The organism is Aeromonas dhakensis (genome assembly GCF_002285935.1).
In the GTDB taxonomy this organism is placed as follows: domain Bacteria; phylum Pseudomonadota; class Gammaproteobacteria; order Enterobacterales; family Aeromonadaceae; genus Aeromonas; species Aeromonas dhakensis.
On record NZ_CP023141.1, the window covers coordinates 983,688 to 1,010,559 of the forward strand.

Annotated in this window: 26 protein-coding genes and 1 pseudogene; 8 read left to right on the forward strand and 19 right to left on the reverse strand. The window is 60.2% G+C overall.

From position 1 onward, the window contains the following. Nucleotides 1-331: 331 nt before the first annotated feature. On the forward strand, nucleotides 332-2,503 hold the full coding sequence (gene uvrD, locus CK627_RS04865; protein ID WP_095591794.1) for a DNA helicase II: 2,172 nt from the start codon (nucleotides 332-334) through the stop codon (nucleotides 2,501-2,503). A 79-nt stretch (nucleotides 2,504-2,582) separates the two neighbouring features. Here uvrD and CK627_RS22480 read toward each other — a convergent pair whose 3' ends face one another. The 6 genes and pseudogenes from CK627_RS22480 to CK627_RS04885 all read right to left on the reverse strand — a co-directional run bounded on the left by CK627_RS22480 (nucleotide 2,583) and on the right by CK627_RS04885 (nucleotide 7,023). After that, entirely contained in the window at nucleotides 2,583-3,407 is an 825-nt protein-coding gene (locus CK627_RS22480) for a hypothetical protein (protein ID WP_157737151.1), read from the reverse strand. Nucleotides 3,408-3,425: 18 nt separating this feature from the next. Further along, nucleotides 3,426-4,079: a hypothetical protein gene (locus CK627_RS22485; protein ID WP_115578006.1), complete on the reverse strand. Its 654-nt coding sequence runs from the start codon at nucleotides 4,077-4,079 to the stop codon at nucleotides 3,426-3,428. Nucleotides 4,080-4,217: 138 nt separating this feature from the next. Beyond that, a pseudogene (locus CK627_RS23230) lies at nucleotides 4,218-4,298 on the reverse strand (DUF2846 domain-containing protein); the annotation flags it as partial. 92 nt (nucleotides 4,299-4,390) lie between these two features. Beyond that, a complete protein-coding gene (locus CK627_RS04875) occupies nucleotides 4,391-4,918 on the reverse strand; it encodes an REP-associated tyrosine transposase (RefSeq protein ID WP_095591796.1) in 528 nt (175 codons plus the stop codon). A gap of 213 nt (nucleotides 4,919-5,131) precedes the next feature. Then, the gene (locus CK627_RS04880) at nucleotides 5,132-5,569 is read right to left on the reverse strand and encodes a DUF2846 domain-containing protein (protein WP_095591797.1); all 438 of its coding nucleotides are present in this window, start codon (nucleotides 5,567-5,569) and stop codon (nucleotides 5,132-5,134) included. 293 nt (nucleotides 5,570-5,862) lie between these two features. Then, nucleotides 5,863-7,023 (reverse strand): CgeB family protein, encoded by a 1,161-nt coding sequence (locus CK627_RS04885; RefSeq protein WP_095591798.1) that lies wholly within the window; start codon nucleotides 7,021-7,023, stop codon nucleotides 5,863-5,865. A 502-nt stretch (nucleotides 7,024-7,525) separates the two neighbouring features. Here CK627_RS04885 and CK627_RS04890 point away from each other — a divergent pair. Beyond that, complete coding sequence (locus CK627_RS04890; protein ID WP_167385413.1) at nucleotides 7,526-8,008, forward strand: hypothetical protein; 483 nt, start codon at nucleotides 7,526-7,528, stop codon at nucleotides 8,006-8,008. Nucleotides 8,009-8,130: 122 nt separating this feature from the next. Here the strand turns inward: CK627_RS04890 and CK627_RS04895 are convergent, their stop codons facing one another. Together CK627_RS04895 and CK627_RS04900 are read right to left on the reverse strand one after the other, a co-directional pair. Further along, nucleotides 8,131-9,024 carry a LysR family transcriptional regulator gene (locus tag CK627_RS04895; protein ID WP_095591799.1) on the reverse strand — a complete coding sequence of 298 codons (894 nt, stop codon included), beginning with the start codon at nucleotides 9,022-9,024 and terminating at the stop codon, nucleotides 8,131-8,133. A 146-nt stretch (nucleotides 9,025-9,170) separates the two neighbouring features. After that, nucleotides 9,171-9,956, reverse strand: coding sequence for a hypothetical protein (locus CK627_RS04900; protein WP_095591800.1), 786 nt, complete (start codon nucleotides 9,954-9,956; stop codon nucleotides 9,171-9,173). A gap of 229 nt (nucleotides 9,957-10,185) precedes the next feature. Between CK627_RS04900 and CK627_RS04905 the strand changes: the two genes are divergently transcribed. Beyond that, nucleotides 10,186-10,530, forward strand: a complete 345-nt coding sequence (locus CK627_RS04905; RefSeq protein WP_254425346.1) for an SH3 domain-containing protein — start codon at nucleotides 10,186-10,188, stop codon at nucleotides 10,528-10,530. A 96-nt stretch (nucleotides 10,531-10,626) separates the two neighbouring features. Here the strand turns inward: CK627_RS04905 and CK627_RS04910 are convergent, their stop codons facing one another. Then, complete coding sequence (locus tag CK627_RS04910; protein WP_095591801.1) at nucleotides 10,627-12,030, reverse strand: hypothetical protein; 1,404 nt, start codon at nucleotides 12,028-12,030, stop codon at nucleotides 10,627-10,629. Between the two features lie 224 nt (nucleotides 12,031-12,254). Then, the gene (gene ydfZ, locus CK627_RS04915) at nucleotides 12,255-12,452 is read right to left on the reverse strand and encodes a putative selenium delivery protein YdfZ (protein WP_095591802.1); all 198 of its coding nucleotides are present in this window, start codon (nucleotides 12,450-12,452) and stop codon (nucleotides 12,255-12,257) included. Between the two features lie 262 nt (nucleotides 12,453-12,714). On the opposite strand from ydfZ, the gene CK627_RS04920 reads away from it, so the two are divergent. Together CK627_RS04920 and CK627_RS04925 are read left to right on the forward strand one after the other, a co-directional pair. Beyond that, nucleotides 12,715-13,215, forward strand: coding sequence for a DUF1993 domain-containing protein (locus CK627_RS04920; RefSeq protein ID WP_095591803.1), 501 nt, complete (start codon nucleotides 12,715-12,717; stop codon nucleotides 13,213-13,215). A gap of 189 nt (nucleotides 13,216-13,404) precedes the next feature. Then, nucleotides 13,405-14,070 (forward strand): hypothetical protein, encoded by a 666-nt coding sequence (locus tag CK627_RS04925; RefSeq protein WP_095591804.1) that lies wholly within the window; start codon nucleotides 13,405-13,407, stop codon nucleotides 14,068-14,070. A gap of 79 nt (nucleotides 14,071-14,149) precedes the next feature. Here the strand turns inward: CK627_RS04925 and CK627_RS04930 are convergent, their stop codons facing one another. The 4 genes from CK627_RS04930 to CK627_RS04945 form a co-directional block, all read right to left on the reverse strand. After that, the gene (locus tag CK627_RS04930) at nucleotides 14,150-14,599 is read right to left on the reverse strand and encodes an SRPBCC family protein (RefSeq protein ID WP_005307686.1); all 450 of its coding nucleotides are present in this window, start codon (nucleotides 14,597-14,599) and stop codon (nucleotides 14,150-14,152) included. Between the two features lie 78 nt (nucleotides 14,600-14,677). Then, entirely contained in the window at nucleotides 14,678-15,190 is a 513-nt protein-coding gene (locus CK627_RS04935) for a cupin domain-containing protein (RefSeq protein WP_095591805.1), read from the reverse strand. Nucleotides 15,191-15,314: 124 nt separating this feature from the next. Next, a complete protein-coding gene (locus tag CK627_RS04940) occupies nucleotides 15,315-15,677 on the reverse strand; it encodes a cystatin family protein (RefSeq protein WP_017778631.1) in 363 nt (120 codons plus the stop codon). A 103-nt stretch (nucleotides 15,678-15,780) separates the two neighbouring features. Further along, nucleotides 15,781-16,437: a DUF3313 domain-containing protein gene (locus CK627_RS04945; protein ID WP_095591806.1), complete on the reverse strand. Its 657-nt coding sequence runs from the start codon at nucleotides 16,435-16,437 to the stop codon at nucleotides 15,781-15,783. 270 nt (nucleotides 16,438-16,707) lie between these two features. Between CK627_RS04945 and CK627_RS04950 the strand changes: the two genes are divergently transcribed. After that, entirely contained in the window at nucleotides 16,708-17,382 is a 675-nt protein-coding gene (locus tag CK627_RS04950) for a chromophore lyase CpcT/CpeT (RefSeq protein ID WP_174704171.1), read from the forward strand. A gap of 9 nt (nucleotides 17,383-17,391) precedes the next feature. On the opposite strand, the gene CK627_RS04955 is transcribed toward CK627_RS04950, so the two are convergent. Beyond that, nucleotides 17,392-18,276 (reverse strand): LysR substrate-binding domain-containing protein, encoded by an 885-nt coding sequence (locus tag CK627_RS04955; protein ID WP_065017215.1) that lies wholly within the window; start codon nucleotides 18,274-18,276, stop codon nucleotides 17,392-17,394. 101 nt (nucleotides 18,277-18,377) lie between these two features. Here CK627_RS04955 and CK627_RS04960 point away from each other — a divergent pair, with 101 nt between their 5' ends. Next, nucleotides 18,378-18,998 carry a LysE family translocator gene (locus CK627_RS04960; RefSeq protein ID WP_005307702.1) on the forward strand — a complete coding sequence of 207 codons (621 nt, stop codon included), beginning with the start codon at nucleotides 18,378-18,380 and terminating at the stop codon, nucleotides 18,996-18,998. 96 nt (nucleotides 18,999-19,094) lie between these two features. Here CK627_RS04960 and CK627_RS04965 read toward each other — a convergent pair whose 3' ends face one another. Next, nucleotides 19,095-20,204 carry a YeeE/YedE thiosulfate transporter family protein gene (locus CK627_RS04965; RefSeq protein ID WP_174704172.1) on the reverse strand — a complete coding sequence of 370 codons (1,110 nt, stop codon included), beginning with the start codon at nucleotides 20,202-20,204 and terminating at the stop codon, nucleotides 19,095-19,097. Between the two features lie 1,232 nt (nucleotides 20,205-21,436). On the opposite strand from CK627_RS04965, the gene mgtA reads away from it, so the two are divergent. After that, nucleotides 21,437-24,199, forward strand: coding sequence for a magnesium-translocating P-type ATPase (gene mgtA, locus CK627_RS04970; RefSeq protein WP_095591809.1), 2,763 nt, complete (start codon nucleotides 21,437-21,439; stop codon nucleotides 24,197-24,199). Nucleotides 24,200-24,298: 99 nt separating this feature from the next. Here mgtA and CK627_RS04975 read toward each other — a convergent pair whose 3' ends face one another. From CK627_RS04975 to rarD, 3 genes are all read right to left on the reverse strand, one after another. After that, nucleotides 24,299-24,946 carry a LysE family translocator gene (locus tag CK627_RS04975; protein ID WP_095591810.1) on the reverse strand — a complete coding sequence of 216 codons (648 nt, stop codon included), beginning with the start codon at nucleotides 24,944-24,946 and terminating at the stop codon, nucleotides 24,299-24,301. An 80-nt stretch (nucleotides 24,947-25,026) separates the two neighbouring features. Next, a complete protein-coding gene (locus CK627_RS04980; RefSeq protein WP_095591811.1) occupies nucleotides 25,027-25,845 on the reverse strand; it encodes an AraC family transcriptional regulator in 819 nt (272 codons plus the stop codon). Nucleotides 25,846-25,911: 66 nt separating this feature from the next. Beyond that, nucleotides 25,912-26,814, reverse strand: a complete 903-nt coding sequence (rarD, locus tag CK627_RS04985) for an EamA family transporter RarD (protein WP_017766217.1) — start codon at nucleotides 26,812-26,814, stop codon at nucleotides 25,912-25,914. Nucleotides 26,815-26,872 lie beyond the last annotated feature (58 nt).

Sequence of the window (26,872 nt, forward strand, 5' to 3'; positions counted from 1 at the left end):
CATAAAGGAAAAACGTTTGCGTTAACGGTTTGAAATGTAAGCAAATGACTTTATAAGTTGTTGTTTTGATGCCTGTTTTTAGATTTAAATTCTGTGAATAATTGGCTCCAAATGACATTTCTGTTTGTATTCATGAGGTTATAAGCAAGCGTTTTCCTGAAATCGGCCAAAAAGTGGCTTCCAATGGTGCCAATTGATGGATTTTTCTCTGTGGTCAGGCCCCCGCTCGGGGCGGCGTAAAGCCGGAGGGCGGCGATCCCTCATACGCCGATTTGGTCTGCGGCGCCGCAGGTCGTATAATCCCCGCCTGTATAAATAAACAGGAGTGGTGATGGACGTTTCAACCCTGCTCGACGGGCTCAATGACAAGCAAAGAGACGCGGTGGCGGCCCCCCGTTGCAACCTGCTGGTGCTGGCCGGTGCCGGTTCGGGCAAGACCCGGGTACTGGTGCACCGTATCGCCTGGCTGATGCAGGTGGAACGCTGTTCACCCTTCTCCATCATCGCGGTCACCTTTACCAACAAGGCGGCGGCCGAGATGCGCGGCCGGGTCGAGAAAGTGTTAGGCAGCTCGCAGCGCGGCATGTGGATCGGCACCTTCCACGGCATCGCCCACCGATTGCTGCGGGCCCACCATCTGGATGCGGGCTTGCCGCAGGATTTCCAGATCCTCGACTCCGACGACCAGTACCGCCTCATTCGCCGGGTGCTCAAGGCGCTCAACCTCGACGAGAAGCACTGGGCCCCGCGCGCCGTGATGGGCTACATCAACGGCAAGAAGGACGAGGGGCTGCGCCCCGGCGACATCGATCTCTACGGCGATCCCGTCACCCGCACCTATCAGCAGATCTACAAGACCTATCAGGAGACCTGCGATCGCTCCGGGCTGGTGGACTTTGCAGAACTGCTGCTGCGCGCCCACGAGCTGTGGCTGAACAAGCCCCACATCCTCGAGCACTACCGCGACCGCTTCCAGAACATCCTGGTGGACGAGTTCCAGGACACCAACGGCATCCAGTACGCCTGGCTGCGGATGCTGGCGGGCGACAGCGGCAAGGTGATGATCGTCGGCGACGATGACCAGTCCATCTACGGCTGGCGCGGCGCCAAGATAGAGAACATCCAGCGCTTCCTGACCGACTATCAGGGGGCCGAGACCATCCGCCTCGAGCAGAACTACCGCTCCACCGCCAACATCCTCAAGGCCGCCAACTGCGTCATCGCCAACAACGCCGAGCGCCTCGGCAAGGAGCTGTGGACCGAGGGCGCCGAGGGCGAGCCGATTTCGTTGTACGCCGCCTTCAACGAGGTGGACGAGGCCCGCTTCGTGGTTGGCCGCCTCAAGGACTGGAAAGAGAAGGGCGGTTTGCTCGCCGACTGCGCCATCCTCTATCGCTCCAACGCCCAGTCGCGGGTGCTGGAAGAGGCGCTGATGCAGGACGCCATGCCCTATCGCATCTACGGCGGCCTGCGCTTCTTCGAGCGCCAGGAAATCAAAGATGCCATGGCCTACCTGCGCCTTATCAACAACCGTGGCGACGACGCCAGCTTCGAGCGGGTGGTCAACACCCCGACCCGCGGCATCGGCGATCGCACCCTCGAGATCCTGCGCAATAACGCTCGCGATCAGGGCCAGAACCTGTGGCAATCGGCCAAGGCCCTGCTCAATGACAAGGTGCTGACCGGTCGCGCCGGCAACGCGGTGCGCGGCTTTGTGGATCTCATTGACGCGCTGGAGGAGCAGGTCTCCCTGCTGCCCCTGCACCAGCAGGCGGATATCGCCATCCAGCACTCCGGCCTCAAGGCCATGTATCTGGCGGAAAAAGGCGAGAAATCCCAGGCGCGGGTAGAGAACCTGGACGAACTGGTCACCGCCTGCCGCCAGTACCAGCGTCCGGATGAGCTGGAAGACATGAGCGATCTCTCCGCCTTCCTCGCCCACGCGGCGCTGGAATCCGGCGAGAATCAGGCGGACGAATATGCCGACGCGGTACAGCTGATGACCCTGCACAGTGCCAAGGGGCTGGAGTTCCCGCTGGTGCTGCTGGTCGGCGTGGAAGAAGGCATGTTCCCCAGCCAGCAATCCACCGAGGAGTCGGGCCGCTTGGAGGAGGAGCGGCGTCTCTGTTACGTCGGCATGACCCGCGCCATGGAGAAGCTCTACATCTGTTATGCCGAAAGCCGCCGCATCTATGGCCGCGAGATGTTCCACAAGCCGAGCCGCTTTATCCGCGAGATGCCCGCCGAGTGTCTGGAAGAGATCCGGCTGCGCACCCAGGTCAGCCGCCCCACCCAGTACGGCCGCTTCAGTCAGAACGAGGTGCAGCAGAGCTTCGACGCCAGCGGCATCAAGCTCGGCCAGCGGGTGCTCCATCCAAAATTCGGCGAAGGGGTGGTACTCAACTTCGAAGGGGTCGGCCAGCAGAGCCGGGTGCAGATCCAGTTCGACGACGTCGGCGCCAAGTGGCTGGTGACGGCGTATGCAAGGTTAGAAGCGCTCTGATTATTCTCGCCTTTTGATGCAACCAACCCGGCTTAGGCCGGGTTTGTTATATATTTTTCATACTTTCCCACAGTTTTTTTCATGAAAAAAAGAAGAAACCATATCGTGAGAAAAAGACTACGGCAATAGCTGACAACGAGGCCATTGATATTCCGAAAAACAAACCAAAGCCTAGTTTGTTTTTTAAAAAAGAAACTATAAATGCCAAAAAACAAATCAAACATAACATGATAGCAAGTAGTAATGCTATCATGTCTAATGGGTTTTGTATCTTGTCGAATAAGGTTACGCTCACTGAAATATATGAAATAATCCCAGAAAAAATTGCAATACTGCCGAGAATTGATGACTTTGCATCTTCCATGTTTTTATTGAATGATGCGAACTTTTCATCTATTTTTCCATCTATATTACTTTTCTCGCTCTCCATAAGACTATTAAGATCTTCCTGTAATTTACTTTTCTCACTCTCCATCAGACTGTTAAGCTGCCCCTGTAATTCTTTTTTGCTCGCTTCAACCAGCGCATCTAATCTAAACATTGCACTGGGTTGCAAATCCCCCACCAACTTATTTATTTTTTCATCAAAATGATCAAAAACATCTTTTCTTAATAGCTGAAACTGTTCATCAGTTAAGTATTTCAATTCAGATTTTGTATTTTCTGAATTAAATGTTTTTGTATTTAATTTTTTATTAAAATAAGTCGTATCAAATATATTTTTCTCACCAAATATATTTTCTCTTAATATATCGAAGGCATCTCTCGTAGCTGTAAATGGAGATTTTAAAACAACATTATTTTCATCCTCTTCCCCTAAAGGAATGGCGTCAGGTGAACCTTCCTGCTCTCTGGATTTTCCGTTTTTGTCATCTTCATCACTTGGGTTGTTATCAGATGCCATTGCAACCTCTCTAATCTTTTAAAAAACGAATCGTTCACATTTTTCAATAGCTGTTGAGAAGATAGTATTAATATTCCCGAGATCTATCGAACTTGAAACCTCATTATTAACCTCTATAGTCACTAAATAAATATTTTCACGAGAGTCGTTTAAATGCCCATGAGAGAATTGATAGGAAGTATTTAAAGTAAGGCCATCCCTCTCTTCCTTGACAGAATATGAAACCTCCAATGAATCAATATTTTCACTACTTTTCAGGAGTTTCATTGATAGATATTTTTCAGGTGCGGGGTTAACATCGTAGCGCCTATTGACGATAGCAAACCTATTGAAATGCAATCCTAGAGAACTCATCAACAACTGCATAACACTAGAAATCAAAGGATTTATTTTACTTAGAGAATCCATTGAGCTTTCATTCAAAAAAGATTCATTAAAAGCCAAGTCAATTCTGTTTTTTGAAAAAGTAAATTTTACCTTTCCATCACTTCGCGTCATCTGCATCCTGGGAATTTCAGGAGGAGCATCGAATGGAATATTCATATATGTGGATGGTGAAATGAAATTAATTTGTGGCAATATTTTCCTTAATTCAAACGACATAAGTTCATAATCAATTGGATTATGATGTTCCTTAATAAAAGCACTGAATATAAATTCAAGGTTTCTCATATAAAACTCATTATCACTGCAAAGAGGAAAATTATTCTAAATCAAATATCACATAAAGTGAAAATAAATTCTGGTCCCCCCTTCTGATAGAGGCGTAGCGGTAAGGCTACGCCTCGTTCGTTAGATAAATGTATCGGATCACTTAACCAACTTGCTCTCCATCACCCCTTGCTTGCCCTCCTCTTCACTGACCTGACTCAGCTTGGAGCGGGCCATCAGGGCCGTAGGTTCGATTAGCGAAGCGTAATCGGACGATCGCGTAAGACGTTCGCGTTATCGGACGCTTACAACGGAACAACCCTTTTAGGTGTTTACTCCAATCCCCCCACCCCATCCACCGACCCGCCCCAATCCGGCGGATAGACGCCACTCGTCACATAACGATGGAAGGTGGAATACGGCCAATCGGCCACCCGGGTGACATGACCATGTTTGAGGGGGTTGATATGGACGTAATCCATATGGCGGCGGTAATCCTGCTCATCCCGGATCAGGTGTTCCCAATAATGGCGTTGCCAGATGCCCCGCTCCCCGTGGCGCAAGCGGGTATGGCTGCGTCGCTCGTTCACCGGCAAGGCGCGGGAAAAATGGCTTTTGATCAGCCGCCAACGCAGGGGGAAGTCGGTGTCCCCCTCCGGCAAAGAGAGAATGCAGTGGAGATGGTCGGGCAACACCACCCAGGCGTGAATGGCGAAGGGGTGAGCCTGTTGCACCTTGGCAACGCTGTGGCGCAGCAGGTCGATCTGCTCCACCAGCAACCGGTTGTTGCGCCGCTCCAGCAGGTTGACGGTAAAGAACCATGTTCCTCCGGGCCACCATGCCCGCCGCCAGTTGGCCATCCCCTTCCTCTCGCCTCGGCCGAAAAGCCAAGCATAGCCTTGCCTCACTTCGATCTGCTTGCAGGCCATGATGACGCGGATGTTCCATTACGCGATCGTCCGATTACGCTTCGCTAATCGAACCTACACGGACAGGAAATATGGGCCACCCACCTTTCTGACAGAGGCGTAGCTGGTAAGGCTACGCCCTGCTTGTGAGGTGAAAATATCTGGTCACTTAACCAACTTGCTCTCCATCACCCCTTGTTTGCCTTCCTCTTCACTGACCTGACTCAGCTTGGAGCGGGCCATCAGCAGGCCCATTTTGACCTCCTGCCAGACGTAGTAGTTTTTGCCCGCCTCGGTGCTGAGGGTCAGGGTGGCATCGTTCTCCGACTTGGAGGTGATGGTGTGGCTACCCGGCGTCACCTGCTTGAGGATATAGGTGTGGGCCACGGTGTCGCCGACCGCCATACCATCCACCAGCAGCGGCATTTTCACCGCCGCACCGAAGGTTTCATTGCGATAGATATAGAGGTTGGCCGCATCCTTGGGCGCCATAAACTGCTTGGCCTGCGCGTCTGCGGTGGCATCGGCCATGGGTACGGAAGCACAACCGGAAAGCAGCGCCGCCGACAGCAGGGCTGCCCCCATCATTATTTGCCTGAACATAGTGGTTTGGTTTGAGTGAGTTAACGGGATTTAAAGGTTCGCATGAGGCTTTGTGGCTGGGCAACCACTGAAACCGCTGCCGGTGTGACGGGATTCAATATTCCGGCAATTTACCGGCATGGTGCGGCACTTGGACGGTGCAGCGAACCGCGGCATGCCGCTTGTCATTGATGCCTAAATGGATGCTGACGCTACGCAGGCCAGGGACTTAGGTTCGATTACACCTCGCTGATCGAACCTGCACGGGCTGACAGGGAGAATGGCCACTCACCGTCTGACATCAAACATGGCCGTCAGTTATTCGAATGCGCTTGTACACCAGGGGGTTGCATGCTTGCCAGCTCACTCTGGACGGTCTGGAACAAGCTGATCAGGCGCGCTCGATAGGTGTGGTGGGTCAGCACCGTCTGTTGCCCATGGGCGGCGATGGCGGCGCGCTCTTCCTCGTGGTGCAGGTAATAGCGACAGATTTCCAGCAGATCCTGCTTGTCGCGGAAGATCACCAGATCCTTGCCCGGGGTGAAGAGATGATGCAGATCCTCCTTGTCGTTTGTCACCATGAATCCACCGGCGCCAAGAATATCAAACACCCGCATGGGGAGCCCAGACTCGACGAAACTGCGCACCAGATTCAGGTTGCTCCTGCTGCGTTGAAACAGGCGTGGCATTGCTTGGTAATGCTCTGCGTATCCGCAATAGCTCTGCGTGTGTGTCGCCCACTCCGGGTTTCCATACACGGCGACCCGCTCAAACCGGGCCGCCAGAGTCTGGATACAGGACACCCTTTCCCGATAGGAGTGTTCGCGGCCCAGCAGATACGCCAGTTTTTCATATTCGCTCAGGTAGGGTAGCCCGCTCAGCGGATACACCTCTTTGACAAGCCGTATATGAGATTCCGTGAGTTGTGCGGTCAAGGGCCGCCCCTCCAGGTGCGCATCGATGTGCCCAATCAACTCTTCCAGCGTTTGCAGCGGTCCGGGGGCCAGCCGTGGCTTGATGTGGGTCTGGTATTCCGGCGGGGTCAGGTTGGCGATGAAGGAGATATCGTGATCATAACCCGGCTCGGCTGGCAGTTGGCGCTGCTCGTTGATGGCGACCGGCAGGTAGTAGACGTTGCCATTGCTCCGCTCCTTGAGCCTGCTTGCTACGGCAAGGTCGTAGACAAACGTGAAGGAGAGGGGGTTGGAGATGGCGTCATGATGCATGCCATAGCAAGGTGTATCGACCACCCAGGCAATGTAGGGCTTGCGCAACGCTTCGGCCGCTTGAGAGAGGAGAGGGTTGAAGTTGATGCTGAAAAGGTAATCAAAATTGAGAAATGGCAGCCTGGTAAACACCTCGGCAGAATAGGCGATGCGAATCACGTTAAACCCCAACGCCTGGAGCGTGTCCATGCAGTCTCTCGCTATGGTGACATGCTCAAAGCAGAGTACGGTTGCAGCCTGATCCTTCATGTTTGCTCCCCTGTGTCTGGTCATGGAGCGGGGGTGATCTTGCAGGCTCCTGCGTCATGTCATTGAGCCCTGTACCCTCGTCATGTCCTGATGACTGTTTTGCTGCCTCATCATGGGATGGGCCTGTTTTTGGCCCTGGCCTTCTGGCTTGTCAGGACAGAGGGGTCGTCAAGGCGACGTTGTCCAAATTGGTCTCAATTGTCACTGGATAACGCGATGATGAGTCTCGCACGAAGCCTGGTGATCAACAATCACCCAGGCAGGGTGTCAACGAGTGACACATCTTCAGATGCGGGTACCCGTCTAGCTCCCCATATGCCCGATGACGTTTGGTCAATGGAACCAACATGCCGCTCTTGGCTGTAACTCGGGGGCAGAAAAGCGTGTGGGCGTAGGCAAGAGAGTCTGCAGGGCGGCTTTGATCACGCCGCCGGCCAAGGCATACTGCCCCGTCACCAAATGGGAGTCATTGATGTCTAAGTGGATGCCGACACTGCGCCGGATGGGGCGCTGGCTGTTGCGAAAAACGGCGCTGGCGCTGCTGAGCAGCCTGCTGTTTCTGATTTCGTTTACCCTGTTTCAATACGCATCCTGGTGGCCTGCACTGGCCGAGGGGACGCCTGTCCAATGGAGCGGTCTCTCCCCCAGTCATACCTTGGCTGAGCTGACCCCGGCCATGCTGGAGTTCAGCGCCGTACTTGCCTGTGTTTACTTGCCGCTGTTTTTGCTGACACCCCGTCCGCTGTTGTTGCCGCTCTTTGCCGGACTCTGGTTGTGGGAGACCTATGACATCGCCTTTATGACGGCAACCGCGTCGACCTGGCTACCTCACGAGATCATCTGGAGCTTTCTCCTGCCCCACACCCACTGGCTGCTGCTCACCCTGTTGTCGCCGCTGCTGCTGATCCGCCAGCTTGGCAGGCGACTATTTGCGGATACATCGGCAACACAGGCAGGGGGCGTCATCCTGGACGGCGGGCGGTAGCCAGAGGGAGCGATCGATGACGCGATCGTCCGATTCCACGAACGTCCGATTACGCTTCGCTAATCGAACCTACATGCAGGCGGGTTCCAACAGGTGAATGCCTCAAGCTCCCGCCTGTCGGGCTACCTCAACTGAAACGCCTTGACGATAAATTCGATAAAGAGCCGCACGTTGGGGGACTGCTCCTTGTGGAAGGGGTAGACGGCGAACAGGGCGTGTGGGTGGGGTTTCCAGTCGGGGAGCAGTTTGACCAGGGTGCCGTCCGCCAGTTCGCTTGCCACGAACTCGTGTGGCACCAGGATCACCCCAAGCCCTTGCACTGCCGCCTGTTTGAGGGCGATGCCGTTGTTGGCGCAGAAGCTGGCAGGGAGCACGTCCACAGTCACGCTCTCCTCTGCCCGGCTAAAGCACCACTTGCCGGGGGAAGCTGAGAGGCTGTAGCGCAGGCAGTTGTGGGCCTTGAGATCCTCCGGGTGGGCGGGCTGACCCGCCTCCTTCAGGTAATCGGGGGCGGCGCACAGCACCCGCTGCACCTGGCACAGGGGTTTGGCGCGCAGGGTGGAGTCCTCCAGGGTGCCAGCCCCCCGGATCACCACATCCAGCCCCTGATCCACCAGGTCCATATAGGCGTCGCTCAGGATCACCTCGATACCGATCGCCGGATAGCGGCGCTGAAACTCGCAGACGAGGGGGTTGAGCCGGATCAGCCCGTAGGACATGGGCATGCCGATCCTCAGCCTGCCCCTGGGGGTGAAAGAGGTGGCCATGATGGACTGGTCGGCGGCCTCCAGCCCGTCCAGTACGGCGCATATCTGGCGGTAATAGGTCATGCCGGCTTCGGTGACGCTCAGCCGCCGGGTGGTGCGGTTGATGAGGGCGATGCCGAGATAGGCTTCCAGCTCGTTGATGTTCTTGCTGACCGCTGCCTGTGAGAGGTGCAGGTCATCTGCCGCTGCCCTGAAGGTGCCCATCTCCACCACCCGGCGAAAGACGTTCAGCGCCGTGATCTTGTTCATCCTGCCCCCGATAATTCACCACTGGTAAATGATGGTGCCATTATGGCGCGGTGAATTCACCCAATCCGGCTCGCCGGGCGCCAGGTAACAGAGAGGCACAACAAGGGCGGCAGGGCCTTGACCCGACCGCCCGGTGTCGCGGTGGCCTATTGCACCTTGCCGGGGGCGGGGGGCAGGCTGATGCCGACATCGGCCCAGGGGTTGGTGCCGAGCAGCTGGGCGTGGGGCACGTCCGCCTGGTAGCGCATGGTGAACGCCCTGGGGCCGTGGGCGAAGGCCACCAGCAGCCCCTGTTTTGCATCCATCAACCCGGCGTGCATGCCGAGCCCGTGATAGCTGACTCGCACGGCCTTGTCCTCAAGGCCCACCTTGTCGATCTGGAAGCGGGCGATGCTGCCGTCTTGCAGGGTAAAGCCCCAGCGGAACGGCCCGCCGCTGACCACAGTCATCACCTCGTCGATGTCGGTGCCGTCCTCTGCAGAGTTGACGTGCATGCGGCCGTATTTCCCCAGTACGGCGCTGCGGGTGCGCTCGTCCAGCGCCATCAGGTCATAGACCTTGGGGTAGGGGCCGACGCCTGTCTCTTCGGTGGCGACGCCGCCCCCCTGCACCGCGGGCGCACGCCCTGCTAGCCTGGCCTGCTCCAGCAGCTCCCCCTGACTCAGGTTGAAGGCCGCAATCAGGGCGCCGTGCTCCGCTTTGGTCAACGCGCGGCGGTAGGAGGCCTCCAGCAGCGGCCTGGCGGCGTCGGGGATGTCGACGGTGACCACGTTGACGCCGATGGGGTTGAGCGCTTTGTTGACCGCCTCGACTCCGGTCACGGCGGCGCGGCCATCGCTGAACTGCACCGAGACCAGGTCACCGGCGAAGGTGTTGAAAGAGAGGGTCGAAGCGATGGTGCCGGCCAGCAAAGTAATATGGGTGAGTTTCATACAAGACTCCTCGTTAAGGTTCGAGAAGCAGTCTAGGGCGGTGGAAAGTACACTGAAATGGCACTCGGATGATATGAAAATTCACTGCCAGTAATGAATAGCAGGGGGCAGGGGGGCTACTTCGGGGGATAGTATCCCCTGCCAGAGGATGTGAGCTCGGATAACACAACGGGGCCTGGATTGTGGTATGACTCGGGGCATCACCCATCAGAACCCGTCGGAGGACACGATGATGCTGGCGTTGATCACCACGGCACACCACACCTGTTACCCCAATCCCATCGTCTTTCGGGCCGGAGAGCGGGTGCGCATCGGCCACGAGGATGACGAGTTTCCGGGCTGGGTGCGCACCTTTACCGCAGACGGTAACGAGGGGTGGGCGCCCCTGTCGCTGCTGACGCCGATCAGCACGGAGGAGGCGCTGGCACGCCAGGACTATACCGCCCGCGAGCTGGATGTGGTGGCGGGGGAGCGGGTACGGGTGGAGCTGGAGCTGGCAGGCTGGCTCTGGGTACATAACGATCAAGGGCAATCGGGCTGGATCCCGGCCAGCGCCATCGCGCCCGTCTCCTGAGGTCGTTGATGGTGGCGGGTGGGGTGTTGTGATCACCCGCCGGAACGATATGGCGCAGCAGACTGACGGATTCTGTGTGAATCCTGCGCTGCTCTCTCAATCAAGAGGGGGAGTTTTTCCCTGTCGCATCAGCTGATAAATCAGGCGGCCATGTTCTTTGCGATAGATGTCACTGTGCGCGCCACCACCACTTAGATAGGCGTTCTCACTGATGAGGCTGCTCGCCTCGATATATGTGATGTTGCTGCGGGCTGGGCCGCTGACACCGAACAGGTTACCGTGATGATCGGCGAAGGCGCAGCGAATAAGGGTGTTGGTATTGGAGCAAATCTCTGCATAGCTCCTGGCATCGCCGGCATAGCCTCCCCCGGGCGCCTTGTTCATGGCTTGGTCATTGATCGATGCCGTCAGCGCTACCTGCTTGACCAGAGGGCAAAACACCGTCGCTGAGGTCGATGTGGCGTTATCGGTTAGCCGGGTCAGTTTAAAGGCTCCTTGCAGGTTGATCAGGTTATCAATGCCCGCCGTGGGGAGCTGGTAGTGATCCTGATAAATGGCCGGACCAAAGCAGGCAGCCACATTGGAAGCACGGCTGCCAAAGCTATGGCCAATCAGCGAGGTCGTGAGTTGCGCTTGCTGGGCTTGAGGCAATGCGGCTTTTACTTCCGGCAGTGTCTGCTGTATCAGCACTCCCAGCCAGCTCAGGCCGAGTTCGTCGGCGTCGCCTGCCTTGGTGGGGAAGCTGGTGAGTCGATAAACCGGTTCAATCCAACTGCTGCTCCATTGGCTAGGCCAGGTGACACCGATAACCAGGGGATTGAAATCGGCAGGGGCACTGCGTTTCACATTGAGCATGATGGAGTTGAAGTTGCGAATGGCCTCCTCTTGCACCGTATTCCAGCCCATGACAATGACCACAATGTCGCTGTAAGGCTTGCCTGTATTGGCCTGCGTCATCAGGCGCTGAATCATGCTCTGTTTTAACAGCTTCAGCGCATCCCAACTGTCGTCATAACCGCAGACCTCTTTATCCTGGCAACGCCGATGCGTGGTGGCCATCGGTAGCAAATTCTGTTCGGCGCAGGGTTCAACCAGCTGGGATTGTGCGGGCTCCAGTCGTTGATAAAGGTTATACAAGGCACAGGTATGGTTTTCGGCGGATTGGGGCTGGGCCTGCTCTCGCAGAATATGCGAGATATACAACAACTTGGGCTGGTTTAATAATGCGTCTGTTGATGTCTTCAAGGTCTTCTCTGAGGGTGTGCTGACCTTCACGCTTTGTGGTGTAGAGACCAGATCACGCGGGCTTTTCTCCACGCCAATCAGATAACCATCAAAACGCAAACTCAGTTCATCCGGATAATAAAGAACAGAGTGATACAGCATGGTGGTTTCACCATCCGTACTCAATTGCTTTTCTGCCGAGGCAAGCCGGCGTTGAGGAGTATTGGTACAACCTTGTAATAGCAGACAGACAATCAGAAGGATTTTCCCGTACATGACTCACTCTCCTTGTTATGTGGCACCCCGATGAGGGTAGTCCGTACAGGTGAGTAGATGTAGTGGAAGGGGTTGAGCCACACCCTGTTCATGGTGATCCCCTTGCCGATAGCGTGCATGCTCCCATGACGCGGTGTGGGGACTGAGGTCGAGCGCAGAAACCCGGCCCCAACGGGGCGCGGCGGCCGGGTGAATTGTAAAGAGTAGGGTGACAGGGAAAGGGATCAGCCTAGTCTAATCAACTCGATGGGGGCGTAGCGCTCCCGGGAGTTGGCCAGCAGCACGCACTGCTCGTGCTCGGCCTGATAGGGGGTCAGGTTGTCGGTGTGGGCCTCTTTCAGTACGTCGACGGCGCCGGTGGCGGCGCTCATCACCCGCTGACCCGGTGTCAGCGCATTGCGGTTTCGGTCATAGATTTCCATGGCACTCTCCTTTGATGGTGCCCGGCGACATGCCCGGGCTGCGCGAATCAGCCTACGCCCCTGTAAAAGAGTGATGCATGTCACAGATCAAAAAAGAGCCAAAGAGGGCCTCGGCATATCGGCAGCCGCAGGGGCCGTCCAATCCTGTCGCTGGGCAGCTGGCCGGGTCCGGCATTTTGTGGGGGCGGGCTCGAACAAACGGGGGGATACGCTATAGTGGATGCCGCTCGTGCAACCGCCTTCAACCAACCGAGAGCGCATTATGAATCGTGAGATCGCCGCCCAGTTTATCAAGATGCTGACCAACCTCGACCACTGTCTGGCCAAGGCCGAGGCCCATGCCGCCGCCAAGAAGTTCAACGCGGAGAACTTCTTCAATGAGCGGCTCATCGTCGACATGCTGCCGCTGGCCAAGCAGGTGCTGATCTGCTGCGACAGCGCCCGCGCCGTGGTGGCCACCGCCAGCCTGAGCGAGCCGCCGGTGCTGGGGGATGACCCCAAGACCATGGCGGATCTGCGCGCCCATGTGACCAAGACCCTCACCTATCTGCAGAGCAAGCTGGATGCCGACTTCAGCCAGTATGCGAGCGGCCACTACACCCCCTACTGGGCCGGTGGCAAGGGAATGGACGGTCACACCTGCGTGCACGAGTACGGCATCCCCAACTTCTACTTCCACCTCACCATGACCTATGCCCTGTTGCGCCAGGCCGGGGTCGAGCTCGGCAAGGGAGATTACCTGGGCGCCATCAAGCTGCAATAAGCTGTATTCAGGAACGAAAATGCCTGCCCGCTGGCAGGCTTTTTTTATCTGCGAACGGGGGGGGGAATCAGATCTAGCTGCATGAGTGCTGGCGACGGCTCTGGGCATAAAGGCGTGGTCTTCGGCCCTCGCGCGGTTACAATCCGGCGTCAAAGTAGAAAGGGTAAGAGAAACATGAAGATCCGAGTAATGATGCTGGCGGCCTTGCTGTGCCATGGCGCCGCGCAGGCGCAGGAAAGCGTCGCCGCAAGCTGGCCCGACACCCCCGTCACCCGTCTCAAGGCGCAGGCGCTGCTGCAGACCCTCAATGCCACCCTGCTCAGCAACCCGAGCGCCACCGTCACCCTGCAGAACTGGTGCGCCGACCACCGGATGGCCGGGGAGCCGCGCATCCGCGCCCTGCGTGATCAGGATACCCGCAAACCGGCCGATGCCGCCGTCCGCGAGCAGCTCAAGATCGCGGCCGACGAGCCCGTCGGCTATCGCCGGGTACAGCTCGCCTGCGGCGATCATGTCTTCTCCGAAGCGGACAACTGGTATGTGAAAAGCCGCCTCACACCCGAGATGAACCGGCTCCTCGACATCAGCGATACCCCGTTTGGCCTGGCCGTCAAGGCGCTGAACTTCAGCCGCCGGACCCTCTCTTCCACCCTGCTGTGGGCACCCCTGCCGGCCGGTTGGGAGATGCAGATGCCCACCCTCACCAGCAGTGCCCAACCGCTGGCGATCCCCGAGCGGGTGTTGCAGCATAGGGCCATCCTCTCACGGGGGGATGGCGTGCCGTTCAGCCTGGTGGTCGAGACCTATCGCCGCGATCTCTTCGCCTTCCCGCTGGACAAGGCCCCCGGCCGCTGAGCCCGGATGGTGGTTTGGCGCACAGGCCACCAGCAATAAAAAAAGCCTGCCGGCTGGCAGGCTTTTTCGTGGGCGTCACTCAGCCCGGCGGGATCTCCGGCTCCACCAGGGCCGCCAGTTGGGCCAACGACTCCTGCCAGCCGAGATAGCACATCTCCACCGGGATGGCCGCGGGGATCCCCTCCTGCACGATGACGAGTTCGGTGCCGCACACCACCCCGGTCAGGATCACGGTCACGTGCATCACCCCCGGCAGGTTGGGGTCGTCGAAGCTGTCGGTGTAGCGAATGCGCTTGCCCGGTTCGAGCTCCAGGTATTCGCCGCCAAAGGCGTGGCTGTGGCCGTTGCCGAACTGGGTGAACGCCATTCGGAAGTGGCCGCCGACCCTGGCCTCCAGCTGTTCCACCTGGCAGGTGAAGCCATGGGGTGGCAGCCATTTGGCCAGCGCATCGGCCTCGATAAAGGCCCGGTAGATCCGCATCGGCGGCGCCTTGAGCACCCGATGCAGTCGCACTGTTCCTGTCTTCATCTCTCTTCCTCGTTGCCTTGGGTCCATCAAGGATAGTCGGTTGCGTCCGCTTGCCGACCAGAGGCCGGTTGCGGCGCCCTAGAAGGGGCCGTTGCGCTCGCGCAGCTGGTCGGGCAGGCCGTCGTGATCCCCCAGCTCGCGCTCGGGTACCGCATCCCAGTGCCGCTCACCGATGAAGCGATTGCGCTCGGGGTGCAGGGCGTAGTGGATGTGGTTGTCCGCCCGGTCGGTGTCGCCCACGCAGAGCAGCCGCACCGGCTGATTTGTGTTGTTGATGAAGGTGTGGGCCAGCCCGTCGCCCGCCTTGAAGCCGACTGAGTCGCCGGGTTGCAGCCGATGGAGCACGCCGTCGAGCCAGACGTCCGGAGTGCCTTCCAGCACGTGGACGAACTCGTCCTCGGTCTCCTCGGCGTGAGGCCAGCTGGTGCGCCGACCCGGCGGCAGCAGCTCGTGGTGAATGCCGAGACGGGCAAAGCCGTAGTGTCTGCCGAGGGCACTGCCCAGAGAGAGCGGCTCCTGGCTGCCGGAGTAGCGGCCGGGTTCGGGCTCCTGCAGCTCGCGCCAGTGCTTGATGCTGGGGTGACGGGTCATAGTGGTTCCTTTTCTATGGGGATGTGGTCACGGGAAGGGTCATCCTGACTGCCGGAGTGCGGGGAGAACAGCAGAGATTTGCTGGTCAGATGAGCCCCTCTGGCGAGGGGCCCGATCGTCGGGGCTACTTGGCCTTGACGCAAGGCATGGCGGGCAGTTCCCCCTGGGATGCCGGCCGGGTCATCTGGTAGTGGCCGGCGAGATCCCGATAGACGCGGGTATTCCACACCTCGCCGTTGTCGAGCTGGAAGGCGATGTCGTAGTTGATCCCGGAGACCACCTGGCTGCGCACCTCGAGAATGCGCTCCAGCCTGGCGGAGGTGTTCATGCGCGCCAGCACGCTGGCCAGCGCCGCTTCGGCCTCTGCGTTCGGCAACGGCTGACTCTGCCATCCGCCAGCCATGGGGGCGCACTCCTGCTGCTGCGGAGCCATGCTGCAGGCGCTCAGCAGGCCGGCAACCAGAATGGGAAACAGCGCTTTTTTCATATATTTTCCTCCAGCCAATAAAGTAATGACCTTATCAACATTCGGGCGATAACGCAGCTGTCATGGCTCCAAAAGCCCCCCTTTTGGGAGGCGGCCGGCCCGTTCAGCGACCCAGGTTGTCGGCCAGTTGCTTGGCGCGGCCGGCGGCCCACTGGTCGATCATCTTCGCCATCTCGCCGGCGGTGATGGGGCTCTCCTTGTGGGTGGTGTCCGGGCTCTCGCGCGCATCCATCACCCGCACCAGCAGCTTGCCGCTTTGGGAGTCGAGCAGCTGAGCCATGCTGCCCACCCTGAGCAGATAGGGCTCCTTGCCGATCACCTCGCGGGTGACGTTGATGGCGATCTTGGCGGGCAGCAGATCCCGCAGCTTGGGGTCGGGCCGGGTCAGGTCGAAGTTGGTGATGGCGGCCTGTACCCGCAGCACGCCAGGGCCGGGGGCGGTGGCGATCTTGACGCCGTGATTCAACAGCTCGCGCTGGAAGGTGGCGTGGTAGTAGCGGCCGATCTCGTTCTGCTCGTTGGCGGTCAGCAGGTACCACAGGCCGTTCTCCTGGCGGATGAACTGCAAGGGGTCGAGCAGCACCTGATGGTACTGGCGCAGATCCACACCGGACTCCTTGTAGATGCGCTGGTTGGGGTTGCTTTCGCTCTGCTGGAAGGCGGTCAGCGGGATCGCCTGCAGGCTGTGGGAGACCTGGTTCTTCACCGCGCAGCCACTCAGCAGAATGGCCACCATGCCCGCGATTACGGCTCTCTTCATCTCTTGCTCCTGATTGCGCTGCTTGTCCGACCCTGGCATCCGCTGCACAGGGCATGGCAAGAGAGATAACCGATTCAAAGAGCGCCCACAAGGACAGAATGCGGGGTGTTCAGGCCGGATCCAGCCTGGCGTAGATGGCTGTCCGGTTGCCGGGACATGACGCCAATACGATGATTTTGTTTCGGATCGGCAATCATTTGATCAAGGTTGCGGATATTGACGCCGTTCGCTCATATAATCGCCGCCATGACACTGATTCGGAAGGATTCGATGACCAGCCTGATGGCGGCCCTGTGGGGGCTGCTCTTCTCCTGCCTGGCCTGGGCGGCACCCAACCCCTTCGTCACCACGCCCCCTGACGGCACCACCACGACGCAGCCTGCCAGCATGGAGCCGCTGCTCTCCTGGTTTACTGGCGAGTTCTCCAGCCGCGAGCAGGCCAGCTACGACAGCCGCTTTACCAGCGCCGAGCTGCGGTTGGTGGAGATCTGGCCCGGCTACAAGGGCTTTCGCTGGGTCTATGCCGAGCAGTACCTGACCGAGCGGGCGGTGCGCCCGTTTCGCCAGCGCATCTATCGCTTCTCGCTGGTGCCCGATGGCCGCATCCTGATGGCCGAGCTGACCATGCCGCGAGCCATCGACTTCGCCGGTGCCTGGCGCCGGCCCGAGCTGCTCGACTCCCTCACCCCGCAGCAACTCTCTTTGCGCCAGGGCTGCGAGATCTGGCTGACTCGCCAGCCGTCGGGGGAGTACGCCGGCCACAGCAAGGTGGGCAGCTGCTCCACCAATTTCGGCGGTGCCAGCACCCTGGTGCAATACCTCTGGATCGGTCCCCACAGCGTGCGACTGCTGGATCGGGCCTATGACACCGATGCTCATCAGCGCTGGGGCAGCCCGGGGGAGGGCTATGTCTATCTGCGCCGGGTGAAGCAGCGCGGCGAATAGGCTTGCCCCCTACAGCTGGTGGCGCTGCTCGATCAGGTAGTCGATGAGCAGCCGCAGGCGCAGCGGCAGCGGCTCCCTGGCCGGGTAGAGCAGGTTGACCGGACGCGGGGCGGGCAACGCATCCGCCAGGATCTCCTGCAGGGTGCCGCGCGCCAGCTCCTCGCTCAGCAGGGCGCGCGGTTGCAGCAGGATGCCGGCGTGGTTGAGGGCGGCCACCTTGAGGGCGCCGCCGTGGTTGCTGATGAAGGGGCTGTCCCACAGGTGCAGCTGTTCGAGGGGAAAGGCCTCGGCCAGGCGTGACTGCCCGAGCCAGGGGCTGAATCCCAGACAGTGGTGGCTGGCCAGATCCGCCAGCGTGAGGGGAGTGCCGTGGCGTTGCAGATAGTCTGGCGATGCGCAGAACACCGAGCCCGTGCTGGTCAGTGGCCGGGCTATGTAGCCGGCATCCTTGGGCTGGCCGATCCGGAAGATGAGGTCGAAGCCGTCGCCGATGACGTCCACCAGCCGATCCGACAGATCCAGCTCGATGCGGATCTGCGGGTAGCGCTCCATGAAGCGGCACAGCAGCGGCGTCAGCCGGTAGCTGCCGAAGGTGACGGGGGCGTTGATGCGGATCCTGCCCGCCGCCTGGCCGGTATTGGCCAGGGTGTTCTGCTCCAGCTCCCGGTAGTGCTGCAGCAGGCTCTGGCAGCCGGCGAGGTACTCCTGGCCCGCTTCGGTCAGGCTCTGGCAACGGGTGTTGCGATTGAGCAGACGGGAGCCGACCCTAGCCTCCAGCCACTTGATGTACTTGCCGATCATGGCCGGCGTCATCGCGAAGCGCTCCGCCACGGCGGCGAAACTGCCCGCCCGGGCAACCTCGACGAAGATCTCGATGGCGGTCAAGCGGTCCACTCTAAACTCCTGGTTTATAAAGCCCGGCGCCACTATGTCTGGCTGGCGTCGCGGCTGTCAATATACTGGGCGGCAGCCAATCCACGCTGGAATCTCTCTCGATGACGCTCGACTATTACGCCCTCTATCTGCTGCTCGCCATCGGCACAGTGCTGAGCCCGGGGCCCGCCGTGATCTACACCATAGGCAACACCCTGACCCGGGGCGCCCGCCATGCCATCGCCGGCTTTTGCGGGGTGGCGGTGGGCATCCTGCTGGTGGCGAGCCTGGCCTCGCTGGCGGTGCTCTGGTTCACCCGCTGGCTGGCCGCGGGCCAGCAGATCCTCACCCTGGGCGGCGCGCTCTATCTGCTCTATCTGGGGCTCAACTCCTGGCGCCAGCGGGCGGTGAGCCCGGTGCCGGGGGCAGGGCCGGATCGGGATTGCCGTCGCAGCTTCATCAAGGGGGCGCTCATCAGCCTGCTCAACCCCAAGGCGATCATCTTCTTCACCAGCCTGTTCCCCCAGTTCATCGACTTTCAACACGGGGCGCTGGGTCAGTGCATGCTGCTGGCAGTCACCTTCAGCGCCGTGGTGCTGGTGGTGCATGGCGGCTACTGTCTGGTGTTTCACTGGGTGGGGGCGCAAGGCTATGGCGAACGCTTCGCCAGGGGGATCAACCGGCTGTCGGCGGTGATGTTCACCGGCTTCGCCCTGTTGCTGTTGTTTAAAGGACTGAGATAGAGAAGAAGGGGCTGGGGGGCCGCGTGGGATCTGCGAACCGGCTTGAAAGGGGAATAGTGGCGGGATGGCGTTTAACCGCGCCATCCCGTTGTTTTATCAGAGCTTGAACAGCGGGCGCAGGCGAATACCGATCAGGCTGCCGGCGAGGGCCATCAACATCCAGACCCAGCCGTGCAGGCTGCCCGATGCCGTGCCGTCGAAGAAGCCGCCGAGGTTGCAGGCGCTGTACATGGCGCCCATTCCCATCAGCAGGCCGCCGAGGATGGAGGCCAGGCTGTTGCCGAGCCGCATCGGGGCGAATTGGCCGCCACCGCTGATGCAGCGAGCCAGCATGGCCCCCAGGATCCCCAGCCAGAACATGCCGACCATGGGGTTGATGAACAGCGGCTGGGCCAGCTTGGGGTGCCCCTCGAACAGACCGAACAGGGAGGCGCCGCGCAGCGCCATGTCATAGACGGCGCCTGTGATGGTCCAGGCCGAGCCGTGCAGGGCGAGCACGCTGGAGTTGAGCACGGCGATGATGATGCCGCCGGTCAGCACGGTGAAGCGGCCGTCGCGCCAGAACAGGTTGCCGCCGCTGAAGAGGGGCTTGAGCTCACCGGTGCGCTTGAGTTCGCTCTTGCGAAACAGCAGGAACAGCGCGGCGACCAGCGCCAGGTTGAGCAGCATGCCGCTCCAGATATTGCCGGTCAGGTCTTTTGCCAGCACCACATGGCTGGAGAAGGTGGCCTCCAGTTCGGGGCGGAACTGGTTGCTGATCAGGGTGCCGATGCCGTAGCAGAGCAGCACCAGCCAGAAGCGGGGTTGCCCCTCGCCGCAGCAGTAGAGGGTGCCGGTGGCGCAGACGCCCGCCAGCTGCATGCCGATGCCGAACAGGAAGGCACCGACGATGAAGGGAATGCCGATGGCCATCACGTTGCCCACCATGGCGTCGCCAAACAGGGCGTGGCTAAAGGAGAGGAAGCAGGTGAACAGCAGAATTTCGATGGCGATGGTGAGCAGGTGAACCCGCACGTAGTAGCTGTTGCGCTTGGTCAGCATCTCGCGCCAACCGAACACGATGCCGAAGCGACTGAAGGAGAGGGTGAAGCCGAAGCCGAATCCGATCAGGGCCATCAGAGCCCATTTCATACCAAAGGTGTTGCCGAGCCAGAGTAACGCTCCCCCCGCGATTGCCACGATGGGGAGCGACCATTTTCGATTCATGCCTGTTGTTTCCTGTGCGTCATGGATGGAAGCCGTGCATCCTATTCCCACATTGAGTCCGATTCCAGCCCGGATCCGGTGGATGGCCGGAAAATTCGGGCAAAACCCCATCCAGATCAATTAACCCTGTGTTGCAGAGCGAAATGAGGATGAATCCGTTTTCGCGTAATAATTAATATCTCTGCCGTCTTGAATTGGAATTTGATGACGAAAGATGAATTTATATTTTGCGCCACCCAATATTTCTGGGTAGAATCTTGGCGTGTTATCAACAGGTGGAAGGATATTATGGACAGCGACAGTTGTAGCCGATTGCACAGCGCGATGTGGGCTAATCAGAACTGAGGTTGATATCCCTTCTTCTCCCTCACTCTGATCGCTCAGAGTGTGGCATCTAGCGAGTCATCCCGACTCTTGCAACCCAGTCCCGCCGGGATCTGTGTTGCTCCCCGGATTGTTCCACTCCCTCTGCGAGCCATGCCGCCTCGCGCCCCAGCAATTGCACGCCTTGTCACGCGAGCCCTTGGTACTGGGCACGTGTCTGCTCGTCATGGCCGCTCGAAAGTTTCTTCGTGAGCATGGTCAGCCAGGCTGGCGTGAAATAACAGGATGGACCGTGTGTATTGAAAACAATGTTGTTTTCGATAGGACGGGTTGCGAATTTAAATAATGAAAGTTTTTGCCATATATATTTCAAAATATGCCTTGGTGCTTTTGAAATATATTCATGGGGTGCGGTTGTTTCCCTGCTTAACCGGCCCATGAGCTGCCGCTCGTTATTGTTCGACCATCATGCCGTTATGGTTGCTTGCCGTTATCCTGATCTTCTTTTGTGCAATGAGTCGCCGTCGTCGCGATTCATGCCCTGTCGATAATGCCGCCGCGCGGATCTGCCCGCCGGCGATGACCAGCTGTGCCCTCGATATGTCGGGCCGGCTTGCTGCAGCCCAACTCGGAGGAACCGCCATGACCGAAGAGCCCAAACCTAGACCCTCGGGGTCCACGCCTGCCCACTCCTGATCCCTGCGGGACGGGATGCGGTGTCCTGACCCCTGATCCGACCTGACCATGCCGGTAGGCACGACGGCAGACATTTGTCTGACGGGCCGCCCTGCGCGCGGCGATTGACCGTGCCGGCATTGTGTTGGGTTCACAGCCTTCGATTTCAGTACTGACGCCAGGCCCGGCCCGCGACAGCGCCCGCTTGCGCGTAAAAATCAGGATAAAGAGTCATGAAGCAACAACATACCGCCAGCCGGCACAAGCAGAGAGGGTTCGTCGCCCCGGGCAGCCAGAAGGAGAAGCTCTCCTCCCGGGTGCTCGACGAGGCCGACAAGTCCCTCGAGTACACCCTCACCGCCGTGCGCGGCAACATCGACGGCCTCACCGCGACCGAGGCCGCCAACCGCCTGATCCAGTTTGGTCCCAACGAGGTGACCCACGACAAGCCGCCCCACGCGCTGATCCAGCTGCTGCAGGCGTTCAAGAACCCCTTCGTGATGGTGCTGATCGTGCTCGGGCTGGTCAGCTACGTGATGGACGTGCTGATGGCCGAGCCGGGCGACGGGGATTGGGTCAAGGTGATCATCCTCGGCGTCATGGTGGGGCTGAGCGGTCTGCTGCGCTTCTGGCAGGAGTACCGCTCCGCCAAGGCGGCCGAGGCGCTCAAGTCGCTGGTGCGCAACACCGCCACCGTGCAGCGTCGCCCCTCGCCGGGAGTCGCCCCCCAGCGCAAGGAGGTGGCGATGACCGAACTGGTGGCCGGTGACATAGTGCACTTGCAGGCGGGGGACATGATCCCGGCCGACATCAAGCTGATCGAATCCCGCGATCTCTTCATCAGCCAGGCGGTGCTGACCGGCGAAGCGCTGCCGGTGGAGAAGTACGACACCCTGGGCGCCGTGGCTGGCAAGTCGGCGGAAGGGAGCGCTGCAGCCGAGGGGGGGATGCTCGATCTGCCCAACATCTGCTTCATGGGCACCAACGTGGTGAGCGGCACCGCCCGCGCCGTGGTGGTGGCCACCGGCAGCGACACCTATTTCGGTTCGCTGGCCCGCAACGTGGTGAGCCACAAGCGCATCGAGACCAGTTTCGATCGCGGCGTGAACAGCGTCACCAGGCTGCTGATCCGCTTCATGCTGGTGATGGTGCCCATCGTCTTCATGCTGAGCGGCATCAGCAGCGGGGACTGGATGTCGGCGCTCACCTTCGCGCTGGCGGTGGCGGTGGGGCTCACCCCCGAGATGCTGCCGATGATCGTCTCCGCCAATCTGGCGCGGGGCGCGGTGGCCATGGCCAAGCGCAAGGTGGTGGTGAAGCGGCTCAACTCGGTGCAGAACTTCGGCGCCATGGACGTGCTCTGCACCGACAAGACCGGCACCCTGACCCAGGACAAGATCATCCTCGAGCACCACTACGACGTGCGTGGCAACCGGGACGACCGGATCCTGCAGCTGGCCTGGCTCAACAGCTTTCACCAGAGCGGCATGAAGAACCTGATGGACATCGCGGTGGTCGAGCACGCCGATGCGCTGGGGGAGAGCTGCAAGCCGGCCAACTACCGCAAGGTGGACGAGCTGCCGTTCGACTTCGTGCGCCGGCGCCTGTCAGTCATTGTGCAGGACGATCTGGGCCAGCAGCTGATGGTCTCCAAGGGGGCGGTGGAAGAGATGCTGGCCGTTTCCAGCGAGATCGCCGATGGCCAGGAGGTTAGGGAGCTGATCGACGCGGATCGCCGTGCCCTGCTGCGCCAGAGCGAGGAGTTCAACGCCGAGGGCTATCGGGTGCTGATCGTGGCGACCCGCGAGATCCCGGCGGGTGAGTGCAAGCAGAGCTATCAGACCCGCGACGAGGCCAAGCTGGTGGTACGCGGCTTCCTCACCTTCTTCGATCCGCCCAAGGATTCGGCCGCGCCGGCCATCCGCGCGCTGAACGAGTACGGGGTGGCGGTCAAGGTGCTGACCGGCGACAACCCCATCATCACCAGCAAGGTGTGTCGTGATGTGGGGCTGGCGCCCGGCGTGCCGCTGCTCGGCAAGGATATCGAGGGGATGGACGACGTGGCGCTGTGCGAGGCGGTCAAGCAGACCACCATCTTCGCCAAGCTCACCCCGCTGCAGAAGTCGCGGGTGGTGAAGGCGCTGCAGGCCAACGGCAATACCGTCGGTTTCCTCGGTGACGGCATCAACGATGCGCCGGCGCTGCGGGATGCAGACGTGGGGATCTCGGTGGACAGCGGTGCCGACATCGCCAAGGAGACCGCCGACATCATCCTGCTGGAGAAGAGCCTGATGGTGCTGGAGGAGGGGGTGATCAAGGGGCGCGAGACCTTTGGCAATATCTTGAAGTACCTCAACATGACCGCCAGTTCCAACTTCGGCAACGTCTTCTCGGTGCTGGTGGCCTCCGCCTGGCTGCCCTGGGCACCCATGCTGGCGATGCAGATGCTGATCCAGAATCTGGTTTACGACGTCTCCCAGATGCTGCTGCCGTGGGACAAGATGGACCCCGAGTTCCTCAAGCGGCCGCGCAAGTGGGAGGCGAGCAACATCAAGCGCTTCATGCTCTGGCTCGGCCCGACCTCCTCGGTGTTCGACATCAGCACCTACTGCCTGATGTGGTTCGTGTTCGGCGCCGGTGCCCTCTATGCCACCGCCAACGGCAGCATGGATCCGCTGGTCAACGGTCAGGCCATCATGAACTCCGGCTGGTTTATCGAGGGGCTGGTGTCGCAGACCCTGGTGGTGCATATGCTGCGTACCCGCAAGATCCCCTTCCTGCAGAGTACCGCCACCCTGCCGGTGCTGCTCTCCACCTCGATCGCCATCGCCATCGGCTGCTACCTGCCGTTCTCGCCGCTGGCCGAGCACTTCGGCTTCATCACTCTGGATGGGCCCAAGTACTTCATGTGGCTGGTGATCACCATGCTGGCCTACATGGGGCTGACCCAGACCGTCAAGACCCTCTATATCAAGCGCCACGGTCAGTGGTTCTGATGAAGGGCCAGTGAGAGGGCCGGTTACCCGGTCAGGAACAATGAACGCAAAGAGGGATGGCCCGGGCCATCCCTCTTTTTCATGGCTGCAAAACAGATGTCAGTGCAGGACCAGGGCAGAGGCCTCGCCGGCCATGCCGGTCAGGATGGAGAGGCTGACCGCGCCGAACAGCAGGCCGGTGACCAGGTTGAGCGGACGCTGCACGCGGCCGAGCAGGCGCTGGGCTCGCACGGTGGAGAGGCTCCAGGCCAGCACCCCGAACCAGGCCAGCGAGAGCAGGAACAGCTCCAGTACCAGCAGGCCGCGGGTCAGGCCGTCCACCTGGGGCGTCACCATGGCGGCCAGCAGCCCCATGAAGAACAGCAACGCCTTGGGGTTGAGCAGGTTGGTGGCAATGCCGCGCTGCACCCCCTTGCGCCAGCCCTGCGCTTCGCCGCCGGCGTGCAGGGCGAGCTCGGCCGAGCTGTGCCAGGCCGCCTTCAGCGCCCCCCAGCCGAGCCAGCCAAGATAGAGGGCGCCGACCACCTTCACCGTCATGAACAGCCAGGGGTGTTCGGCAATCAGCAGGCTGATGCCGGTGAGGCTGAGGGTGGCGTGCACCACAATCGCCAAGGCGATGCCCAGCGCCGCCCCGAGGGCGGTGGGCCTGTGCAGGCTGGTGCGCAGGATCAGCGCGAAGTCGGGGCCCGGGCTCGCCAGGGCGATGAGGTGGATGAGACCTATGGTCAGAAACAGGCTGGTGAACATGGTGAAACCTCGATGATGGTACGAGGCGACAGCATGGCGGATCGCGAGGGCGCAGGATTGTAAAAGATTGCAGTGCGGAGTTAGTCGACGCGCCCGCTGGCGGCCAGCATCTGCTGGCGAAAATCGGCAGGGGTGAGGCCGAACGCCTGGCGAAAGCCGTGGTGGAAGTGGCTCTGATCGAAGAAGCCGACCGCCAGCGCCACTTCGCTCACCGGCAGGCCGCTGCCGAGCAGGCGCTTGCTCTGCTCGAGCCGCAGCCGCTTGAGCCAGGCGTAGGGGGTCATGCCGGTCTTCTTCTTGAACTGGCGCAGGAAGGCGAAGCGATCCAGCCCGAACAGGGCGGCCAGATCTTCCAGGCTGTGGCGCTGATCCAGCCGGGCCATCAGATAGTCGCGCAGGTACCTGAGCTGAGGGTCGGCCAGGGCGTGGCGCTCGGGGGCGATGTGCAGCAGCTCGCCGAGCAGGGCCAGCAGTTGGCTCTCCGCCAGCAGGCCGTCGGGGCTGGGGTTGTCCAGGTACATGTGCAGCCGGGCGAAGCCCTGATAGAGATCGGGGCGGCTCTGCAACCCCTTGTCGAAGAAAGGCTCCGGGCTGTCTGGCAGCCAGCGGGCCAGCTGCTCGGGGGCGATGGCGAACACCCGCACCTCGTACCCTTCCGGCCGCAGGCTGAGGCCGTCGTGCATCTCGTCCGGGTTGACGGTGGAGAGCTCGCCGCGCACCAGGTGGTGGCTGTTGCCCTTGTGGATGAATTTCTGGCCGCCCTGCTGCACCAGACCTATGTGGTAGTCCAGGTGAACATGGCGGCCATAGCTGAACTCCCTGTGGTGGGAGTGGGAGAGTTCAACTCCCGGCAGCAGCCGGGATTGCCAGTAGTGGATGCGGGATTGGGGGGCGCTCATCGGCTATTGATAACCTGAAACCCGGGCATGGGCTTGTAGATTATTGCAGCGCCGGGCGGCGTCCCGTCAAGCCTGCTCCGCAGCCTGCCGGCGCTTGCCGCTGCGCAGCCCGTCCAGACTGAACAGCACCAGCGCGCTCCAGATGAAGGCGAAGGTGATCATCTTGTCCAGCGCCAGCGCTTCGCCATAGAGGGTGACCGCCAGGATGAACATCAGGCTCGGCCCTATGTACTGGAAGAAACCCAGGGTGGAGAGCTTGAGCCGGGTGGCCGCGGCGGTGAAGCAGAGCAGCGGCGCCGTGGTGACGGCACCGGCGGCGATCAGCAGCAGGTTGAGGTGCCAGTCATTCTGGGTGAGATGGCTGGTAGGGCTGTCGGCGATGCCCCACAGATAGATGGCGGCCGGCGGCAGCATGATCAGGGTCTCGATCAAGAGGCCGGTCAGTGCGTCGAGGGCCAGCTTCTTGCGAATGAGGCCGTAGATGGCGAAGCTCGAGGCCAGCACCAGGGCGATCCAGGGCAGGGAGCCGAAGGCGATGATCTGGATGGCGACGCCGATCGCGGCCAGTCCCACCGCCCACCACTGCAGGCGGCGCAGCTTCTCGCTCAGGAACAACATGCCGAGCAGCACGTTGAACAGCGGGTTGATGTAGTAGCCGAGGCTGGCATCCAGCATGTGGCCGTTGTTGATGGCCCAGATGAACAGCAGCCAGTTGCCGCCGACCGTGATGGAGGTGAAGGCCAGGGTGAGCAGCACCTTCGGCTGGCGCAGTACCGCCTGTACCTTGTGCCACTGGCGGCCGAGCAGGGTCAGTACCAGCAGCAGGGCGCACGACCAGATCATCCGGTGGGTCAGGATCTCGGCGGCCGGCACGGCGGCGATAGTCTTGAAGTAGATGGGCGCCAGGCCCCAAAGGGTATAGGCGCACAAGGCGTAGATGACGCCCTGGCGCTGAACGTGTTGCTGCATGCGGATAACCTTCACTGGAGAGGCGGATGCTGGAACGCATCGCAAAAAATCAGTGTAG

What these genes read in the sequence shown, in the direction of transcription:
- CK627_RS04880 (WP_095591797.1), bottom strand. Translation starts at nt 5,569, where the DNA reads ATGTTCAGGCAAATAATGATGGGGGCAGCCCTGCTGTCGGCGGCGCTG.
- CK627_RS04935 (WP_095591805.1), bottom strand. Translation starts at nt 15,190, where the DNA reads ATGACCCGTCACCCCAGCATCAAGCACTGGCGCGAGCTGCAGGAGCCC.
- CK627_RS04900 (WP_095591800.1), bottom strand. Translation starts at nt 9,956, where the DNA reads ATGAAACTCACCCATATTACTTTGCTGGCCGGCACCATCGCTTCGACC.
- CK627_RS04920 (WP_095591803.1), top strand. Translation starts at nt 12,715, where the DNA reads ATGAATCGTGAGATCGCCGCCCAGTTTATCAAGATGCTGACCAACCTC.
- CK627_RS04910 (WP_095591801.1), bottom strand. Translation starts at nt 12,030, where the DNA reads ATGTACGGGAAAATCCTTCTGATTGTCTGTCTGCTATTACAAGGTTGT.
- CK627_RS04950 (WP_174704171.1), top strand. Translation starts at nt 16,708, where the DNA reads ATGACCAGCCTGATGGCGGCCCTGTGGGGGCTGCTCTTCTCCTGCCTG.
- CK627_RS04945 (WP_095591806.1), bottom strand. Translation starts at nt 16,437, where the DNA reads ATGAAGAGAGCCGTAATCGCGGGCATGGTGGCCATTCTGCTGAGTGGC.
- CK627_RS22480 (WP_157737151.1), bottom strand. Translation starts at nt 3,407, where the DNA reads ATGGCATCTGATAACAACCCAAGTGATGAAGATGACAAAAACGGAAAA.
- ydfZ (WP_095591802.1), bottom strand. Translation starts at nt 12,452, where the DNA reads ATGGAAATCTATGACCGAAACCGCAATGCGCTGACACCGGGTCAGCGG.
- rarD (WP_017766217.1), bottom strand. Translation starts at nt 26,814, where the DNA reads ATGCAGCAACACGTTCAGCGCCAGGGCGTCATCTACGCCTTGTGCGCC.
- CK627_RS22485 (WP_115578006.1), bottom strand. Translation starts at nt 4,079, where the DNA reads ATGAGAAACCTTGAATTTATATTCAGTGCTTTTATTAAGGAACATCAT.
- CK627_RS04875 (WP_095591796.1), bottom strand. Translation starts at nt 4,918, where the DNA reads ATGGCCAACTGGCGGCGGGCATGGTGGCCCGGAGGAACATGGTTCTTT.
- CK627_RS04960 (WP_005307702.1), top strand. Translation starts at nt 18,378, where the DNA reads ATGACGCTCGACTATTACGCCCTCTATCTGCTGCTCGCCATCGGCACA.
- CK627_RS04925 (WP_095591804.1), top strand. Translation starts at nt 13,405, where the DNA reads ATGATGCTGGCGGCCTTGCTGTGCCATGGCGCCGCGCAGGCGCAGGAA.
- CK627_RS04980 (WP_095591811.1), bottom strand. Translation starts at nt 25,845, where the DNA reads ATGAGCGCCCCCCAATCCCGCATCCACTACTGGCAATCCCGGCTGCTG.
- CK627_RS04940 (WP_017778631.1), bottom strand. Translation starts at nt 15,677, where the DNA reads ATGAAAAAAGCGCTGTTTCCCATTCTGGTTGCCGGCCTGCTGAGCGCC.
- CK627_RS04965 (WP_174704172.1), bottom strand. Translation starts at nt 20,204, where the DNA reads ATGAATCGAAAATGGTCGCTCCCCATCGTGGCAATCGCGGGGGGAGCG.
- uvrD (WP_095591794.1), top strand. Translation starts at nt 332, where the DNA reads ATGGACGTTTCAACCCTGCTCGACGGGCTCAATGACAAGCAAAGAGAC.
- CK627_RS04885 (WP_095591798.1), bottom strand. Translation starts at nt 7,023, where the DNA reads ATGAAGGATCAGGCTGCAACCGTACTCTGCTTTGAGCATGTCACCATA.
- CK627_RS04905 (WP_254425346.1), top strand. Translation starts at nt 10,186, where the DNA reads ATGATGCTGGCGTTGATCACCACGGCACACCACACCTGTTACCCCAAT.
- CK627_RS04975 (WP_095591810.1), bottom strand. Translation starts at nt 24,946, where the DNA reads ATGTTCACCAGCCTGTTTCTGACCATAGGTCTCATCCACCTCATCGCC.
- mgtA (WP_095591809.1), top strand. Translation starts at nt 21,437, where the DNA reads ATGAAGCAACAACATACCGCCAGCCGGCACAAGCAGAGAGGGTTCGTC.
- CK627_RS04895 (WP_095591799.1), bottom strand. Translation starts at nt 9,024, where the DNA reads ATGAACAAGATCACGGCGCTGAACGTCTTTCGCCGGGTGGTGGAGATG.
- CK627_RS04890 (WP_167385413.1), top strand. Translation starts at nt 7,526, where the DNA reads ATGGGGCGCTGGCTGTTGCGAAAAACGGCGCTGGCGCTGCTGAGCAGC.
- CK627_RS04930 (WP_005307686.1), bottom strand. Translation starts at nt 14,599, where the DNA reads ATGAAGACAGGAACAGTGCGACTGCATCGGGTGCTCAAGGCGCCGCCG.